Below are 15086 nucleotides of genomic sequence, written 5' to 3' on the forward strand. Positions count from 1 at the left end.
TGAACGAGGAACAATTTTATCAAAAGTAACTAACTACAAATTATTTAGGATTAAAAAGGTTATAATTGTTTATCAATTATCCCTAAAGTTTTCTGGTCTTTTGTTCCCTTAAAAAATTTTTCTAACACCAATTGAAATACAGGATTGGTGTTAGGCAGGGCAGCAAATAAAGTCATAGATGATTTTAATTTCATATCATCCGGGCTGCCAAATATTTTGTTTGCATCGGTAGGTCCAAGTTTAAGCAATTCGTTACAAATAGCAATCAGCCGGCTCCCTAAAGTTGGATGTTTTAAAAACCCTTCTGCTTCATGCACGTCTTTTATTGCATAAAATTTTGAAGTTTCACTAAAACCTAAACCTTGAATTTGCGGGAAAATATACCACATCCAATGGCTGCGTTTTCTACCACTTTTAACTTCTGCTAAAGCCGTTTGATAATCGGAATGTTGTGCATCTATGAATCTTTTCAAATCGTTCTCTTTGGCCATGTTTTGTTTTTTGTATGTTACAAGTATCTACATAAAGCTATCGTTTATTTTTGCTTCTTTTACCAGCTAAATTCTGATCCTTCTGCTTGAACTGAAGCAAAATAGAAAAATCAAAGTTCAATAATTTTTGTCTGCCAGTTTTTGCCAAACCAATGTTATGGGTAGTTAATTAACGATATTTAATTTCATGGACTTTGTAAAAACTAAAAGTGGTTCTATAAGAAATAATCTGGAATCTCCATTCTTATCTCTTTGGAAACATGCTCAATCAACTCAGCGCAGTTCAAAACAAATTTATCATCTACCTCAATTAAAGTAGAAATTTCTGAAACATCGCCTTCATCAAAGAAATTTTCTCCCGGCAATTTTATTTTGAAAGGCAATGATTCAGATTTTGAAACTAATGTATCATAACTTCTTCCTCGGCCGTGTTTTAATACATTAATAGCACAAATAAAGTTATTGAAATGATTTTGAAGTTCAACTTTTCCCTTTTGAACAAGTATATTTTTTGCCTCTTCAAATCCATTACGACATGATAATCCTTCTTGCAATATTGAGTCGAATAACGAAAACATTCCAATCGCTAAGATTGCTTTTTGTAATTGAATCATTTGAATATTTTTTACAGCAATAGTTGATGCACTTACTTGAAGTTCTTCTATAACCTTGGAATTAACATCTTCCAATGTGTTTAATGTAAATACTGTGCCTCTGTAGACTAATTCATCAAAATTGTGCATGGTTTTATTTTACTAACCCAATTTTCATCAATAAAAACTGGCACTTTAATTTTAACAACATAAAAAGCAACATTGAAGTTTATCTAAATAGAACTTCCGTCAGCGGTTGTTTAGCCGAAGTTTACTTTTAAGTTAGAAGTTTCGGCGCTTGGTCGGCTAATTACCCATAACGGAAAAGGCTTGGCAAAGAACTGGAAATAGAAATCCTTCAGCCCAAAAACCAAAGTTAAATTAATGTTCAAATGCTGATGCTTCTTTTACCAGCTAAATTTCTGTTCCTTCAGCAGAAACTGAAGCTAAATAGCAAAACAAAAGCTAAATTGTAAACTGTCAGACAGTTTTTTGCCAAACCCATGTTAGCCACTTTTTGTGTTTTTGATTTTTTGGGACAAAAAAATCTTTAGCAAACTTTCTCTGGCGAAAACACAAATTGCGCATAACGGAAAGGGCTTGGCGAAGAACTGGAAATAGAAATCCGTCCGCCCGAACCAAAGTTAAATTAATGTTCAAATGTTGATGCTTTTTTTATCAGCTAAAAAAAGTTCCTTCGGCCGATACTGAAGCAAAATAGCGAAATAAAAGTTGATGTTTATTCCGTCCGCCAGTTTTTTGCCAAACCAATGTTGTGTGCTGTACTGTTTGTTGCCCGTTAGACCTTGGGAAGCCCTATTGTTTTAAGAATATAGTTTGCCCTGTCAACCTTGTCTTTAAACAACGGCTGGTCGGCATATTTGTCCGCCAAAGATGAGTTTACCTTAAAGTCTTTGGGAAGTTCTTTCTTTTCGGTCTTTGCTTTCTTTGTTTTCATGTTTACAAATTTACACTTTTCTGCGTACTAAAAATGCACCATAGGTTGCATTTTTTCGAAATAGTTCCCAGTCCGTTTCCGTCAGTCCAAGTATAATAAAGTCTTTTTCAATGTTTGCCAGATTATTGGTAATGCCCATACGGTAAAGCCTTGTCCGTGCTTCTGTACTGCCAGTAGCGATAACTGTTGCACCAGGATGACCATCCATAAAAGCATATAGTGTTGCTGTTACAGTTGCTAATACTTTTTGACTATCGCTGTTGTTAGTCACGGTTAGGTCGCTGATGTAATCTGTTATCGGGTCTTTGTCACCAAAACCAAGGTTGTAAAAACCTTTAATATTAATTTCTGAATAGCGAACAACTTTTGTAACACTACCTTTTGGCCCAAGGCTTATAAATTCGAATGTTTGTAAGTCTGGTGATGTCTCTACGTGATAGCGGTCGTCAAGCATAATCGCTAAAATAGACAATTATTGTCAGCTTGTAGATGGTCAGAAAGTATAGCACGCAACGGAAAAGGCTTGGCGAAGAACTGGAAATAGAATTCCGTCAGCCCAGACCAAAATTAAATTTATATTCAAATGTTGATGCTTCTTTTACCAGCTAAATTTTGTTCCTTCTGCTGAAACTAAAGCAAAATAGCGAAATAAAAGTTGATGTTTAATTCGTCAGCCAGTTTTTTGCCAAACCAATGTTGCCTGTAGTGCTTTTTTGTCAATAACTATCAGGATAAGTTTGATCAAATTCTATATTCTCTATATTCAATTCAGACCTTAAATTATCAAATTGTTTAAGTGTTAATGGTCCAAAAACTTTGTCTTTTTCTCTATAAATGTCTAAAATATAATAATTAGTCTTGTTTACATTAATTTTATAACCACCTTGAAAACCATTTGTCGGATGTTGTTTTGCAATTATATAATGTTCATTATGCCCAACAGCAAAAACATAAGGTTCAATAATTGTCGAAGAACTTGAAGAATGTAATTCGCTTTCTTTAGTCAACATTTGATTTTCTGGAAGATCAATCCATAATACTTCATACTTTCCGGTAACACGATTAGAACTGCTATCAAATAAACAACTTGTTAGACAACAAACTATTAAGAAAAGTAGAATAATGTTTTTAATGGTTGTAGTCATTTAGCATTGCAGGCAACTCTTAAATATACGCACCTTTCGTTACGTCGGTTACAAATGTGTACTTTTATTTTTATAGAAAATTACAACTTGCTTATAAAAGTTAATCTTCTAAATATCAAGCCCGTGATCATTATTTCAAAATTAATCTTATAACAATTTTTATCTCTAAACAATATAAATACGTGCTTCGCTTTTTTGTATTGTTGGTATTGTGGCAATACAAAAATGCGAAACGTTTAATGTAAAAAAAATCGTTTCGGTTTTTTTTAAATTTAAGTACCGCAGCTAAAAAATATCTGGTAAAAGAAGCACATGCTTCTTTTACCAGATAAAAATCTATACCGGTTGTACCGGGCTGCCTGTCCAATCTGTTCCGGGCGCTAATCTTTCGCCTTTCATCACTAAAGATAAAGCGTCTATTTTACAGTCTGTACCAATTTCGGTATCGTATAACACAATTGTTCCGGCACCAATAGAACTGCGTGAACCAATTTTTACAGTTCCAACTTTCATCACACGGTCTTCAAATAAATGGGTTTGCGGCCCGCAGTTTTCGTTAAGGGCTACATCGTCGCCCAAAGAAACCATATCAAATTCGGTAATATCGGTCGTATTCATCCAAACCCTGTTACAAATTTTTACACCTAAAATCCGCATGGTAATGGGCAGCCAGGGTGTTCCGCGCAGGTAATCCAGCAAAAACGGAACAGACAAAGCTTCGTAAGTGGTGGTGATGGCTTCGCTTCGCCATACTTTATTGTGCCACATTGGTTTTTGCTGCGCCTTAAACCTGCCGATAAAAACATATTTCAAAATTACGGTGGTAAAAAAAGCAGGCAATCCCATAAAACCTAAATAGTACAAGGGAAAAAGTAAAATAATTTTGTACCAGGGTTGCTGGGTAATCAAATCATGCCCATAAGCAATAAAGAAAATAGAGAAAATGATGATGGCTGTTTCCGGAAGGACAATCCGTATAAATTCAACAGTTCCACGGGCCAGTTTTCTTAAAAAACTTGGCTTAGCGGTTAGTTCTTCTGAGAATGGATTGCTTTCCTGTCTTCGTGGAAGCGCAATGGCAGGAGAGCCAAACCAGTCTTTCGCATGATTTTGTTCCAGTTCCTTTTTTTCTGGCGGGATAGACAGAACGCCGATCAGCATATTGCCTGGCAACTGTGTGCCTTGCGGAATTAAAGCACTGTTGCCTACAAAAGTACCGCTGTCAATCTCAGTATAATCTAAAATTAACTGCTGTCCGCGGATATCAGATTCGCCTAAAACAACGGCATCAGCAATAAAAGCGCCGCTGCCAATTTTTAACAGTGGATGCGTAACACTGCTGGCAGTAGATATTTCTGTGTTTTTACCAATTTTAGCACCTAATGCCCGAAAGAAAGAAGATATATAAACGGTTGCATAAATGGGATGCAAAACAATGAGGCTTAATGACATTAATTGGTCTGCGAACCACTTGCGTAAATAAAAAGTGCTGTAAATAGGGTAAGTTCCTGGTTTAATGCCGCGTTGCAGTAATCGGGTTAGCACGATCGTTTCAAAAGCAAAAAGCAGGATGTAAACCAATGCTAATGACGGAACAACAACCATGTAAGTAAAATTATAATCAGGGGCGGCATCATCCAGCCTGTTTAGCGTAATAATGGTAGGTAAAAGCGGCAACAGGATGGTAAAAGGAAACACCAGCAGTGATAGTGTGAATATCAGCATGTATTTTTTTCTAGTCCAGGCAGAAACCGGAAGCGGTTGTGGCAGATCGGATATGCTTTTGGTTTCTTTTAACTGTGCCGGACTACCACGCCACACTTCACCAGAACGGATGGTTTTGCCTTCCTGCAAATAACTTAAATCCTGCAGTTCGCTCCAGGCTTCCATTACAGCCCCGCCGGCAACTATTGCACTGCTGCCGAGATAAGCATGGTCACCCAAAACAATTGAACGGATTTTTAACAATCCGTCTTCTACCACTACATTGTTAAGGTTAACGCCCGAACTGATGCTTACATCATTGCCAATAGTGATGAGATCTTCTGCGCCCGAGGTAAAATCGCCCAACTGTGCATCGGCAGCTACTTTCATTCCAAAAAGCTTTAAATAAGCAGGGTATAATGGTGTTCCGTTTAAAAACTGAACAGTTAGCAAACGTTGTATGGTTTTAACAAACCACCATCGGAAATAATAACTTCCCCATAAAGGATAATCACCTTCCTTAAATTTACCAATAACCAGCCATTTTGAGCCGATCGAAATTAAGAAAAACAGGGGAGGAACGAAGCAAAATAAAACCAGGGAAGTTACGATAGCATAACCCAAATTATCTGTAGCCTGCTGAACATAATAATATCCGAGGTACGGAATAAAAATTTGTATGGCAAAAATTGAATAGATAAAGCCAAGCGCAAGGGTTTGTGCCAGCCAGCAGCTATAGTAACGTGCTTTGTTTACCTTATGAAATTTGCGCTCTGGTTTTTTATCGACCGGTGTTTGCTGCCCCCAAACTTCTACTAATTTTTCCAGCGGACGGTGCAGATAGATATCCCGTAAAGACGCTTTCGGGATACCGCCTTCCCGCCTTAACCTTGAAACCAATCCGGCAGCAAGGAGGGAATGGCCACCCAGATCATTAAAAAAATCCATTGATAGATCAATGGTTTTATTAGGGAAAGTAACGCGCAGCATATTCAGTAAACGGTCTGAAAGCGATGCATTTAAATCCAGTGTTTCTTCAGCTTCGTTTGGTATGGTTTGCAGTAATGATTCTGGCGTTGGCAATGCCTTGCGGTTTACTTTTCCGCTTGGCATGCGCGGCATTTCAGGCAGTAAAACAATTATGGCAGGCACCATATAGGAAGGCAATACCTTGGCAAGTTCTAACCGCAACAGGTTTTCTTCTATAGCAATTCCTCCTTCGGTAACTACGTAACCCACCAATTGGTCCTGCCCGGAACTATCTTTTTTAACAGCAACAGCAGCGGCAGAAATATCTTGCAAACCACTTAACTTCGTTTCAATTTCCCCCAATTCAATCCGGTAGCCGCGCAATTTAATCTGATCGTCAAAACGGCCTAAAAACTCAATGCTGCCATCTTCTTTAATCAATGCGGCATCACCGGTACGATAAATCTTTTCGCCTGGCATTTCTTCCAGGGCAGCTGTTTTTAGCACAAACTTTTCATGTGTTAAATTCGGCAAATTAACATACCCTTCAGCAACGCCAGGGCCAGAAATAACCAATTCGCCCCGTTCTCCAAAAGGCAGCGGGTTTAATTTTTCATCTACTACGGCCAGGTTATAATTAGGGAGAGGATCGCCGATGCTGATCGGGTCACCGGGTTTTAAAGGGGCAAAAGTAGCGCTTACGGTAGTTTCTGTAGGCCCGTAACTGTTGTAAAATATCCTGTTCGGGGTTGACCAACGGTTTAAAACCTGTACCGTACAAGCTTCCCCGCCGGCATTTACCATTCTTAAAGAGGGAATATTATCTTCTATAACAGCCAGCAAACTGGGCACAGCATGTAATACTGTTATTTTTTCGCTGTTTAGTACATCGCTTAGTTCGTCTATCGCTTTTGAAGTAGTATTATCAGCTACCCAAAGTGTTGCCCCGGCAAAATAACTTACCCAGGTTTCTTCGCACCACATATCAAAAGAAACAGAAAATCCCTGGTAAACACGGTCAGTTTCCCTGATGTTGATTACGCTTTGCTCTGATCGTACCAAATGACAGATCTGCCTATGGCCAATAGGAATGCCTTTAGGTTTACCCGTACTGCCGGAAGTATATAAAACATAGGCGAGATTATCAGGCTCAGGACCTTCGGGAAGCACAATTTCCTCATTTGCTGTAGGTTTTGCCCTTACTTCAAACCTTTCAAAATCCAGGTTCAGTAAATCTTCGCTGATGTAGGCAGATGCTTCCACTTCGGTAAAAATTGTTTCTACACGTTCGGCCGGAATTTCACGGTCAACCGGAATATAAGCAGCGCCAACTTTAATTATACCGATGATAGCAGCATGCAGCTCTAACCCGCGTTTATACCAAATCCCTACTTTATCGCCTCGTTTAATACCATTTGCTGCAAGGTTAGCGGCTATGGCATCACTCCAGCGGTCTAATTCCTGATAGGTAACAGAACTATTGCCAAATATTAATGCTGTTTTTACACTGTATTTTTTTGCTGTTTGCCGGAAGATATCGGCCAGGGTTTCATTACGGATAAAGTCAGGACGATCAATACCTTTAAGGATACTGACCTGGTTTAAAAGAGTAGTTGACATACAATATTGAGACAGGTGAATGAGGCTATAGTTTGTTGCTGAATATCAGAATTATTTTTATGAGAATTATATTACTTTCACAGTTTAGATTAAAATAATCAGCCTTAATCCTACTAATTTATTAGGCTGACAATTAAAAATAAAATATTTTTGACAAGCATCATCTACCTAAATTTTTAACAGGTTCAACAATTATAATAAATTTTGGTTGTAGTGCTATGCTGTTTTTATGGGTATAAAAACAGCATCATATTAGGTTACATTTTAAGCAAAGATGCAAACAGAATACACTGGCAATACAAAAAACGTTTTTAACTATAACCGGATATTTGATCATGCAGCACTTCCGGCAAGTTCTTTAAAGGTTTCTGTTATTGTTCCTGCACGAAACGAATCTAAAAACCTGCGTAAAACGTTAGATGCATTAAGGCTGCAAACCGACACCAGCGGGACACTTTTAAACCAGAATATTTACGAAGTTTTACTGCTGGTAAATAATTGCAGCGACCAAACGTTTACTATTGCGCAAAACTATCAGAAAAAATATCCTGAGTTTTCTTTACATATAGCAGAAGTTACCCTTCCTGCAAAAAAAGCTAACATTGGTTTTGTACGAAGGCTTTTAATGGATACCGCCCATCACCGTTTAACAACTTATGGAAACTGTACAGGAATTATTGCTTCTACCGATGGCGATACACAGGTTGATGCCTGCTGGGTTTATCACATCATGCAGGAAATTGCAAAAGGATGTGATGCAGTAGGCGGCAGGATTTTAACTCAAAGCAACCGAAAAAAAGCCAGGTTATACCATTTGAGGGATGTGGCTTACCGAAGTTTATTAGCAAGGGCCGAAGCCTTGATCGATCCGGAAGAGCATGACCCCTGGCCAAGGCATTATCAGTATTTTGGCGCCAGTATGGCTGTAACTTGTGCTGTGTATGAGCAGGTTGGCCGGTTGCCGGAAGTTCCTTTTTTAGAGGACAATGCTTTTCATCAGGCTTTGCAACGCATGGATGTACGCATCAGGAAAACACCTGCGGTAAAAGCTTACACTTCTACCCGGATGAGCGGAAGGGTAAAAGTTGGTTTTTCTGAGCAGTTAAGAAGATGGTCGGGCTACATCAGGTACGGCTATACGCAGGAAGTTGAACCGCCAAAAGCCTGGTTAATTAAATTTAAAAGCAAGCGTGTATTACGGCAATGCCGGGAAGAATATTTAAAACATGGCTTTTATAACCGGGAAGCGTTTGAAAATGTTGCCAAAGATTTGCTTGTAAACCCGCAATGGCTGCATAATGAATTAATTGCAAACCAGTATTTTGGTTTATTGTGGGAAAAGGTGCGTAAAAAAATTGGCAAGGGAAAATGGGGCAAGAAATGGGAATTAGTCCACATTACAGAAGCAATCCAGGAATTACGTGCGTTTGTTAATGTTAATGGTGTTACATCTTCTCAAACAAATCGAGCCTGAATTTTTCTTTACGCTGATGCAGTAAATGTTTCAGATGCTGTTTTTGTAAGGATAAATCCATAAAGTAATTATGTACCTGGTCTCCGGTTAAAGGAAACTCGGGCACAACTGGGGTCCAATGTACCAGCAGCAATTGTCCGCCAGGCTGTAAATGGTTGGTCATTAAATCTGCAAGCTTTTTTAAATCTTCCCAACTTAAAAAATAGCCAACTTCGGATAGCAGGATCAAATCAAACTGATCTTCAGGGAAATCCTGGGGAACGAACATCTTTTGGAAAGATACGTTTGGTTTGCTTTTTAACCGTTCTTTAGCTTTTTCAAGCGGAACATCTGCCGGTTCTACTGCTAATAGCTTTTTGCATTTTGGTGCCAGCATTTGGGTTAATACACCTATTGAACAGCCTATTTCAAAAACATTCTGATATTCTGCGCGAGGTAAAGCAGCAAGCGTTGCTTTGTATTTACTTAATTCGTACGGGCTGCTTTCAAAGTTCCACGGGTCGCTTCTGTGGCTATAAAATTCGTTAAAATAATCGGGAGGAAGCGAGTTGTTGTTTTCGGGCATATCAGTAATTTTTAAACCGTTGCTTCTATAAAAAGCTCATCAGTATAATCAAAATGGGCAAGGATTTCGGGAGAGAGGATAAAACCTTCCGGGTCATCATCAATCAAACGGCCCACTTGCGAAACGTGAGCTGCTACAGCATTTTTTTTCAAAGCTGCAACTGTTTCGATATCAACCCTAAACCACTTAATGCTTTGTTTACCAGGCAAATCTTTCTGCTTACCTAATTCCCAAATCCAGATCAGATATTGCAAAATACGTGGCTGCTTTTCTAATTGTATTACCGATTTTTTTAAAATTTGAAAGGAAGACTGATGATCGTGATGCAGGTCTTTTTCCCAGGTTACCAGTACTGTTTCGGGTTTTATCTGCCGAAGACTGGCCAGCATTTGTTGTACAGCGGCATCAAAACCCGGATCTTTTTGATTTGGTACGGCTGTATCTTTTAACCGCATAAAAGAAGCATTGGCTGCCGGAACATTTAATATTTTCAAAGCATCCAATGCTTCGGTTTCCCGTAATTGCCTTAACCGTTCTGCCGGATATTTTTTGGAGTTAGGGTGAGACCTGCTGCCATCGCTAACAAAAATAACATGGACAGGTAAACCTAATTGCCGCAATAATGCAATTGTACCGCCACAACCAAGAGATTCATCATCCGGATGCGGGGCAATAATTACGGTAGTACCGAAATGCTTTAAATCGTTAAGTGTTATCTCAACTGCCTGCTGCTGCCATTCGTTACGTTCAATTTTGGATACCATAACCGTAATACAGTAACCATGAATAGTTTGTTTGGAAATTTAAGCTGAACCTTTTGTACCGGTTGCTTCCAATGGTCTGTTCATCCACTTAAAAAAGAAACAGCCGCCAATTATATAAAGCAAAACATCAGTCCAGTCTGCCGTAAATATTTCCGGGTGATAAGTGGGCAGCAACCACTCAAAAGCAATGGAAAGATAAAGCACGATAAAAATAACATGGCCAGGTTTTAAAACATACGTGCTTCTTTTAGCAATAAAAATCCGTTGAAACCATAAACCCAAATTGGCAATTACAGGAACAGCCAGGAAATCGCCTAAATGTCCGTTTAAATATAAAATAGGATGATGGGTAATGCGGGCAAAATAAAGAACGCCCCACATCAGGCAAAAAGCAACAAACCAGGGATTAAGCAGGGTTTTCATTTCAGGCTGAAAGAATGCCAATTACCCATAATAAAAGACTGATGAAAAACACAAAACCCAATTGTAAATAGAAAAATACCTGGCGGATAGGCCGCATAGTAGTTTTAAATTTTTTAACAAATTTACTGTCTTCCGGCCTTACGAATAAAAAATCTTCTTCCTTTCTTACTTCCTGTTTTATTTTTTTTTCTACTGATCTGGTAAAGTTTTCTATTTCCAGAAATTCTCCGCAGTATAAACACCGGTCGTCTATATGGCCGCGCCATAAAGTCCACTCATGGCAGTGCGGACATTTTATTTCCTGTTTCATACTAATTCCCGGTTTCTAAAATTATACCTACTTTGCAACAGTATGGAGATCAAAAATAACAAAAAGACGGTTAGGGCGTGGGCTATGTTTGACTGGGCAAATTCTGCTTACAATTTAGTCATTACTTCTACCATTTTTCCGGCGTATTATACCGCTATTACCACAACGAAAGAACATGGCGATAAAGTTTTTTTCTTCGGAAAAAGCTTTGTTAACACCGCGCTTTCCAATTATGCGCTGGCTGTTGCGTACTTAGTTATCGCTATTTTAACCCCAATTTTAACCTCTATTGCAGATTATCGGGGCAATAAAAAAATATACATGCAGTTTTTTACCTGGATCGGCGCTTTGGCCTGCTGCGGTTTGTACTTTTTCAAGCTTGATACTTTAGAAATCGGTATTATTTGTTTTGCCCTTGCTGCCATTGGTTATTGCGGCGGACAAGTTTTTTACAACTCATATTTGCCAGAAATAGCAACAATAGACAAGCAGGATTCGGTAAGCGCAAAAGGTTTTACTTACGGTTATATCGGAAGCGTGCTTTTGCAGATCATTTGCTTTGTATTTGTATTATCGCCAAAGACTTTTGGAATCACAGACGGAACTTTCCCGGCAAGGCTTAGCTTTTTATTGGTTGGATTATGGTGGATTGGTTTTGCACAAATTCCATTCAAAGTGCTGCCAAAAGGAAGTCCGAACTTCAATAAATTAAATCAGCAAAAAGTGCACAACGGTTTTGAGGAACTGAAAAAAGTTTGGCGACAAGTGCAAAACATGCCTTTGTTAAAGCTTTTTTTACCGGCATTTTTTTTCTATTCAATGGGTGTACAAACCATTATGCTGGTTGCTGCAAACTTTGGCGAAAAAGAACTTCATCTTGGAACTGCGGCCTTAATTTCCATCATCCTGATTATTCAATTGGTTGCGATTGGCGGCGCAACATTAATGTCTAAACTATCAGAAAAATATGGTAACGTAACTGTATTAATGGCTGTTGTAGTTTTATGGATTGTGGTTTGCGTTTTTGCTTATTTTATTACAACAGCAACCCAGTTTTATATTTTGGCGGTAATTGTTGGTTTGGTGATGGGAGGGATCCAATCGCTTTCCCGTTCTACCTATTCCAAGTTTTTGCCTGAAAATATTCCTGATACAGCTTCTTTTTTCAGTTTTTATGATGTGACCGAAAAAGTAGCTATTGTTGCCGGCTTGTTTGGATTTGGTTTTATTGAAGAACTAACCGGAAATATGCGCAATTCTATTTTATTCCTCACCATCTTGTTTGTAGTTGGTTTGATTTTATTGTTTTCTTTACGATCAGGCGAAAAAAGTAGCAGCAATAATCCTGAATTTTACAGCCTTAAAAATCCGGAAAGTTAAATGAAAGTTGAATTATTTATCCCTTGTTTTATCGATCAGCTTTACCCGGATACTGCTTTTAGCACCATAAAATTGTTAGAGAAAGCAGGTTGCGAAATCATTTATAATCCGGCACAAACCTGCTGTGGCCAGCCAGCTTTTAACGCCGGTTTTTGGGACGATGCCAAAGCTGTAGGCAATAAATTTCTGAATGATTTTACCGATCAGCATTTTATTGTTTCGCCTTCGGCTTCCTGCACCGGAATGGTGAAGAATTATTATAATGATCTGTTTACCAATACCGCTCTTCATAATAAATGCCGTTCTATCCAGAACCACATTCATGAATTGTCCGACTTTTTAATCAACGTAATGCAGCATGATTATTTTGGAGCTGAACTGGAAGGCAAAGCCGTTTACCACGATAGTTGCGCTGCTTTATGCGAATGCAAAATCAAGGAAGAGCCAAGAAAATTACTTGAAAAAGTCCACGGACTGGAATTGCTGGAACTGCCCGACAGCAGCACTTGCTGCGGTTTCGGCGGAACATTTGCGGTAAAATTTGAAGCGATTTCTACAGCGATGGCACAGCAAAAAATAGATCAAGCGCTGGCTTTGGAAGCTGATTATATTATTTCTACCGATGCTTCCTGCCTGCTGCATTTGCAAGGTTATATCGATAAGAATAATTTACCGCTCAAAACAGTACACCTGGCTGATGTTCTGGCTGGTGGCTGGGGGAATGTTTGAGGTAGATTTTTAGGTGATAAAAGAAGTATGGGCATAAATTAAGGTATAGCAATTCACCAATAATCCGGGTACATTAGAAGCTTTTAAATTTTTAGCATGAACCGTAATGATATCCTTTGGAAAGCTGCCTTAGAAGATTTATTTGATGATTTTTTAAAATTCTTTTATCGTGATGCAGAACAAATATTCGACCTCGAAAAAGGGTTTGAATACCTCGACAAAGAGCTTGAACAGTTGTTTCCGCCAGAACAAAACCAATATGCCCCGCGCTATGTGGATAAACTGGTTAAAGTATTTACGCAGAACGGGAAGGAAGAATGGATACTGATACACGTGGAGGTACAGGGCTATACCGATCAGGATTTTGCAAAGAGGATGTTCCAGTATTATTACCGCATTCTGGACAGGTATGATAAACCAATTACCGCATTTGCTATTTTTGCCGATACCACCAAAAAGTTCCATCCTCGTTTCTATGAAAGGGAATACCTTGGGACAAAGGTACATTACAGCTATAATACTTATAAAATCCTCGACCAGGACGAAGCGGCACTGGAGGCAAGCAATAACCCTTTTGCCCTGGCTGTACTCTCGGCAAAATTGGTGCTCACCAGCAAGAAACAGGAAGATCAGCAACTATTTGATCAGGCATACGCTTTGGCCAAACGACTGCTTATTAAACAAATGCCAAAGTACAAAATACGGCAAGTGATGAATTTTTTGCGTTATTACCTGCATTTTGAAAACAAGGAGATGTTTACTAAATTTGAACAAGAGATCAGTAATTTAACAGACAAAAGCATCACAATGGGCATCGAAGAATTTTTATTGGACAGGGCTGAAAAGATAGGCATCGAAAAAGGTATCGAAAAGGGCATCGAAACAGGCATCGAAAAAGGCATTGAAAAAGGCATCGAAAAAGGTAAACAGCAAGAAGCCATTGCTATTGCCCGCGAATTAAAAAAAGAGGGATTAGCTATTGAGTTTATTGCAAAAATCACCAAACTTCCTGTAAATGAAATTGAAAAGATTTAAGCATTATAAAAGTTAAAAAAATAGGGCATCGAAGAATTTTTATTGGACAGAGGAGCAGAAACAGGAAAATCTGTATCGTGAAATAGAGTACAACTCTGAACGAATGAAAATGCACTCTTTGTAAGAAGTAAAAGCTTGTTTAAATTTTAGGGATTAGGGATAAAGTTTAGTTGATAAAAGAAGTATTAAATTGATAATTTACCTTTAAAAATTAAAAATCTTCCCGCAACTTTTTAATTTCCTCCAATGCTAAAACATCTATTTGATCTTTTGGCCGGTTAACTGTTTTTTTATTTTCAATTAACTGATTAAGATGAAGAAATGGAACTTTTACTTCATCAATATCAGCAATCGAAGCCATTTCCAAACATTCATCGAAACTGTAGCCTTCCAAACCTTTCATATCAGTCAAAATATCCAAGATTAAATTATTGTTTAAACAAAAACTCCGTCCAACCGGGTACAAACTGCATATACTCCAGTATTGGATAATCACCCATTTTGCAGCTTATAAACGCATTACGTAATTGTTTTCTATTTTCCGGAGTGTCCTTTAGCCAAATGTCCATGTCGCCTGTAAATCTTTGATAACCGTGCATATTAATAGCGAAACCACCAATCATAATGTATTTTACATCATAATCTTGCAAAGCTTTCCAAAAATTTAATATTTCTTCATCAAAAATGTCCACAGGTTTACTTGTTGTTAATAAATGGTTTATGAACGATAGAAGCCCGGTCCATAGTTTGCTGGATTTTGTATAAACGGGTCAGCATTTCAAAACGTTCTTTATAACTCAATTTTAAATTTGCTTTTAAACGTTCCAATTCCACGGAATCCAATTCTTGTTTAGGTTTTTCCATACCATCAAATATAAGTTTTACTATCAATACTTCTTTTACCGGCATAATTTCTTCTTACCAAA

General features: G+C 38.2%; 17 protein-coding genes. 4 read left to right on the forward strand and 13 right to left on the reverse strand.

Annotated features, from left to right (window positions below):
• Positions 1 to 59: 59 nt before the first annotated feature.
• The 6 genes from GO621_RS13165 to GO621_RS13190 form a co-directional block, all read right to left on the reverse strand.
• Complete coding sequence (locus tag GO621_RS13165) at positions 60 to 491, reverse strand: DUF1810 domain-containing protein (protein WP_157567773.1); 432 nt, start codon at positions 489 to 491, stop codon at positions 60 to 62.
• Between the two features lie 215 nt (positions 492 to 706).
• Positions 707 to 1234: a hypothetical protein gene (locus GO621_RS13170; protein WP_157567775.1), complete on the reverse strand. Its 528-nt coding sequence runs from the start codon at positions 1232 to 1234 to the stop codon at positions 707 to 709.
• 649 nt (positions 1235 to 1883) lie between these two features.
• The gene (locus GO621_RS13175; protein ID WP_157567777.1) at positions 1884 to 2042 is read right to left on the reverse strand and encodes a hypothetical protein; all 159 of its coding nucleotides are present in this window, start codon (positions 2040 to 2042) and stop codon (positions 1884 to 1886) included.
• A gap of 10 nt (positions 2043 to 2052) precedes the next feature.
• Positions 2053 to 2496 carry a DUF6934 family protein gene (locus GO621_RS13180; RefSeq protein ID WP_157567779.1) on the reverse strand — a complete coding sequence of 148 codons (444 nt, stop codon included), beginning with the start codon at positions 2494 to 2496 and terminating at the stop codon, positions 2053 to 2055.
• A 262-nt stretch (positions 2497 to 2758) separates the two neighbouring features.
• A complete protein-coding gene (locus GO621_RS13185) occupies positions 2759 to 3187 on the reverse strand; it encodes a DUF3997 domain-containing protein (protein WP_157567780.1) in 429 nt (142 codons plus the stop codon).
• 336 nt (positions 3188 to 3523) lie between these two features.
• Positions 3524 to 7480 carry a Pls/PosA family non-ribosomal peptide synthetase gene (locus GO621_RS13190; protein WP_157567782.1) on the reverse strand — a complete coding sequence of 1319 codons (3957 nt, stop codon included), beginning with the start codon at positions 7478 to 7480 and terminating at the stop codon, positions 3524 to 3526.
• A gap of 274 nt (positions 7481 to 7754) precedes the next feature.
• On the opposite strand from GO621_RS13190, the gene GO621_RS13195 reads away from it, so the two are divergent.
• Positions 7755 to 8954, forward strand: a complete 1200-nt coding sequence (locus tag GO621_RS13195) for a glycosyltransferase (protein WP_157567784.1) — start codon at positions 7755 to 7757, stop codon at positions 8952 to 8954.
• Here GO621_RS13195 and GO621_RS13200 read toward each other — a convergent pair.
• Genes GO621_RS13200 through GO621_RS13215 form a run of 4 tightly spaced genes read right to left on the reverse strand, consistent with a single transcriptional unit; the run spans position 8926 to position 11016 of the window.
• The gene (locus tag GO621_RS13200; protein WP_157567786.1) at positions 8926 to 9519 is read right to left on the reverse strand and encodes a class I SAM-dependent DNA methyltransferase; all 594 of its coding nucleotides are present in this window, start codon (positions 9517 to 9519) and stop codon (positions 8926 to 8928) included. The genes GO621_RS13195 and GO621_RS13200 overlap by 29 nt on opposite strands.
• 11 nt (positions 9520 to 9530) lie before the next feature.
• Complete coding sequence (locus GO621_RS13205) at positions 9531 to 10283, reverse strand: PIG-L deacetylase family protein (protein WP_157567788.1); 753 nt, start codon at positions 10281 to 10283, stop codon at positions 9531 to 9533.
• A 39-nt stretch (positions 10284 to 10322) separates the two neighbouring features.
• Positions 10323 to 10706 (reverse strand): hypothetical protein, encoded by a 384-nt coding sequence (locus GO621_RS13210; RefSeq protein WP_157567791.1) that lies wholly within the window; start codon positions 10704 to 10706, stop codon positions 10323 to 10325.
• 1 nt (position 10707) lies between these two features.
• On the reverse strand, positions 10708 to 11016 hold the full coding sequence (locus GO621_RS13215) for a hypothetical protein (RefSeq protein ID WP_157567793.1): 309 nt from the start codon (positions 11014 to 11016) through the stop codon (positions 10708 to 10710).
• Between the two features lie 42 nt (positions 11017 to 11058).
• Here GO621_RS13215 and GO621_RS13220 point away from each other — a divergent pair, with 42 nt between their 5' ends.
• The 3 genes from GO621_RS13220 (at position 11059) to GO621_RS13230 (ending at position 14160) form a co-directional block, all read left to right on the forward strand.
• A complete protein-coding gene (locus GO621_RS13220; protein WP_157567795.1) occupies positions 11059 to 12396 on the forward strand; it encodes an MFS transporter in 1338 nt (445 codons plus the stop codon).
• Positions 12397 to 13125 (forward strand): (Fe-S)-binding protein, encoded by a 729-nt coding sequence (locus tag GO621_RS13225; RefSeq protein WP_157567797.1) that lies wholly within the window; start codon positions 12397 to 12399, stop codon positions 13123 to 13125.
• 96 nt (positions 13126 to 13221) lie between these two features.
• The gene (locus GO621_RS13230; protein ID WP_157567799.1) at positions 13222 to 14160 is read left to right on the forward strand and encodes an RpnC/YadD family protein; all 939 of its coding nucleotides are present in this window, start codon (positions 13222 to 13224) and stop codon (positions 14158 to 14160) included.
• 211 nt (positions 14161 to 14371) lie between these two features.
• Here the strand turns inward: GO621_RS13230 and GO621_RS18870 are convergent, their stop codons facing one another.
• From GO621_RS18870 to GO621_RS13240, 3 genes are read right to left on the reverse strand one after another with little or no spacing between them, the layout of a single operon-like run.
• On the reverse strand, positions 14372 to 14581 hold the full coding sequence (locus GO621_RS18870) for a hypothetical protein (protein ID WP_198170239.1): 210 nt from the start codon (positions 14579 to 14581) through the stop codon (positions 14372 to 14374).
• A gap of 7 nt (positions 14582 to 14588) precedes the next feature.
• The gene (locus tag GO621_RS18875; protein ID WP_198170240.1) at positions 14589 to 14852 is read right to left on the reverse strand and encodes a hypothetical protein; all 264 of its coding nucleotides are present in this window, start codon (positions 14850 to 14852) and stop codon (positions 14589 to 14591) included.
• A 4-nt stretch (positions 14853 to 14856) separates the two neighbouring features.
• Positions 14857 to 15024, reverse strand: coding sequence for a hypothetical protein (locus GO621_RS13240; RefSeq protein ID WP_157567801.1), 168 nt, complete (start codon positions 15022 to 15024; stop codon positions 14857 to 14859).
• Positions 15025 to 15086 lie beyond the last annotated feature (62 nt).

Origin of the sequence: Mucilaginibacter arboris, from assembly GCF_009754915.1 — a bacterium.
GTDB classification, from domain to species: Bacteria; Bacteroidota; Bacteroidia; order Sphingobacteriales; family Sphingobacteriaceae; genus Mucilaginibacter_A; species Mucilaginibacter_A arboris.

What these genes read in the sequence shown, in the direction of transcription:
- GO621_RS13165 (WP_157567773.1), bottom strand. Translation starts at nt 491, where the DNA reads ATGGCCAAAGAGAACGATTTGAAAAGATTCATAGATGCACAACATTCC.
- GO621_RS13170 (WP_157567775.1), bottom strand. Translation starts at nt 1,234, where the DNA reads ATGCACAATTTTGATGAATTAGTCTACAGAGGCACAGTATTTACATTA.
- GO621_RS13175 (WP_157567777.1), bottom strand. Translation starts at nt 2,042, where the DNA reads ATGAAAACAAAGAAAGCAAAGACCGAAAAGAAAGAACTTCCCAAAGAC.
- GO621_RS13180 (WP_157567779.1), bottom strand. Translation starts at nt 2,496, where the DNA reads ATGCTTGACGACCGCTATCACGTAGAGACATCACCAGACTTACAAACA.
- GO621_RS13185 (WP_157567780.1), bottom strand. Translation starts at nt 3,187, where the DNA reads ATGACTACAACCATTAAAAACATTATTCTACTTTTCTTAATAGTTTGT.
- GO621_RS13190 (WP_157567782.1), bottom strand. Translation starts at nt 7,480, where the DNA reads ATGTCAACTACTCTTTTAAACCAGGTCAGTATCCTTAAAGGTATTGAT.
- GO621_RS13195 (WP_157567784.1), top strand. Translation starts at nt 7,755, where the DNA reads ATGCAAACAGAATACACTGGCAATACAAAAAACGTTTTTAACTATAAC.
- GO621_RS13200 (WP_157567786.1), bottom strand. Translation starts at nt 9,519, where the DNA reads ATGCCCGAAAACAACAACTCGCTTCCTCCCGATTATTTTAACGAATTT.
- GO621_RS13205 (WP_157567788.1), bottom strand. Translation starts at nt 10,283, where the DNA reads ATGGTATCCAAAATTGAACGTAACGAATGGCAGCAGCAGGCAGTTGAG.
- GO621_RS13210 (WP_157567791.1), bottom strand. Translation starts at nt 10,706, where the DNA reads ATGAAAACCCTGCTTAATCCCTGGTTTGTTGCTTTTTGCCTGATGTGG.
- GO621_RS13215 (WP_157567793.1), bottom strand. Translation starts at nt 11,016, where the DNA reads ATGAAACAGGAAATAAAATGTCCGCACTGCCATGAGTGGACTTTATGG.
- GO621_RS13220 (WP_157567795.1), top strand. Translation starts at nt 11,059, where the DNA reads ATGGAGATCAAAAATAACAAAAAGACGGTTAGGGCGTGGGCTATGTTT.
- GO621_RS13225 (WP_157567797.1), top strand. Translation starts at nt 12,397, where the DNA reads ATGAAAGTTGAATTATTTATCCCTTGTTTTATCGATCAGCTTTACCCG.
- GO621_RS13230 (WP_157567799.1), top strand. Translation starts at nt 13,222, where the DNA reads ATGAACCGTAATGATATCCTTTGGAAAGCTGCCTTAGAAGATTTATTT.
- GO621_RS13240 (WP_157567801.1), bottom strand. Translation starts at nt 15,024, where the DNA reads ATGGAAAAACCTAAACAAGAATTGGATTCCGTGGAATTGGAACGTTTA.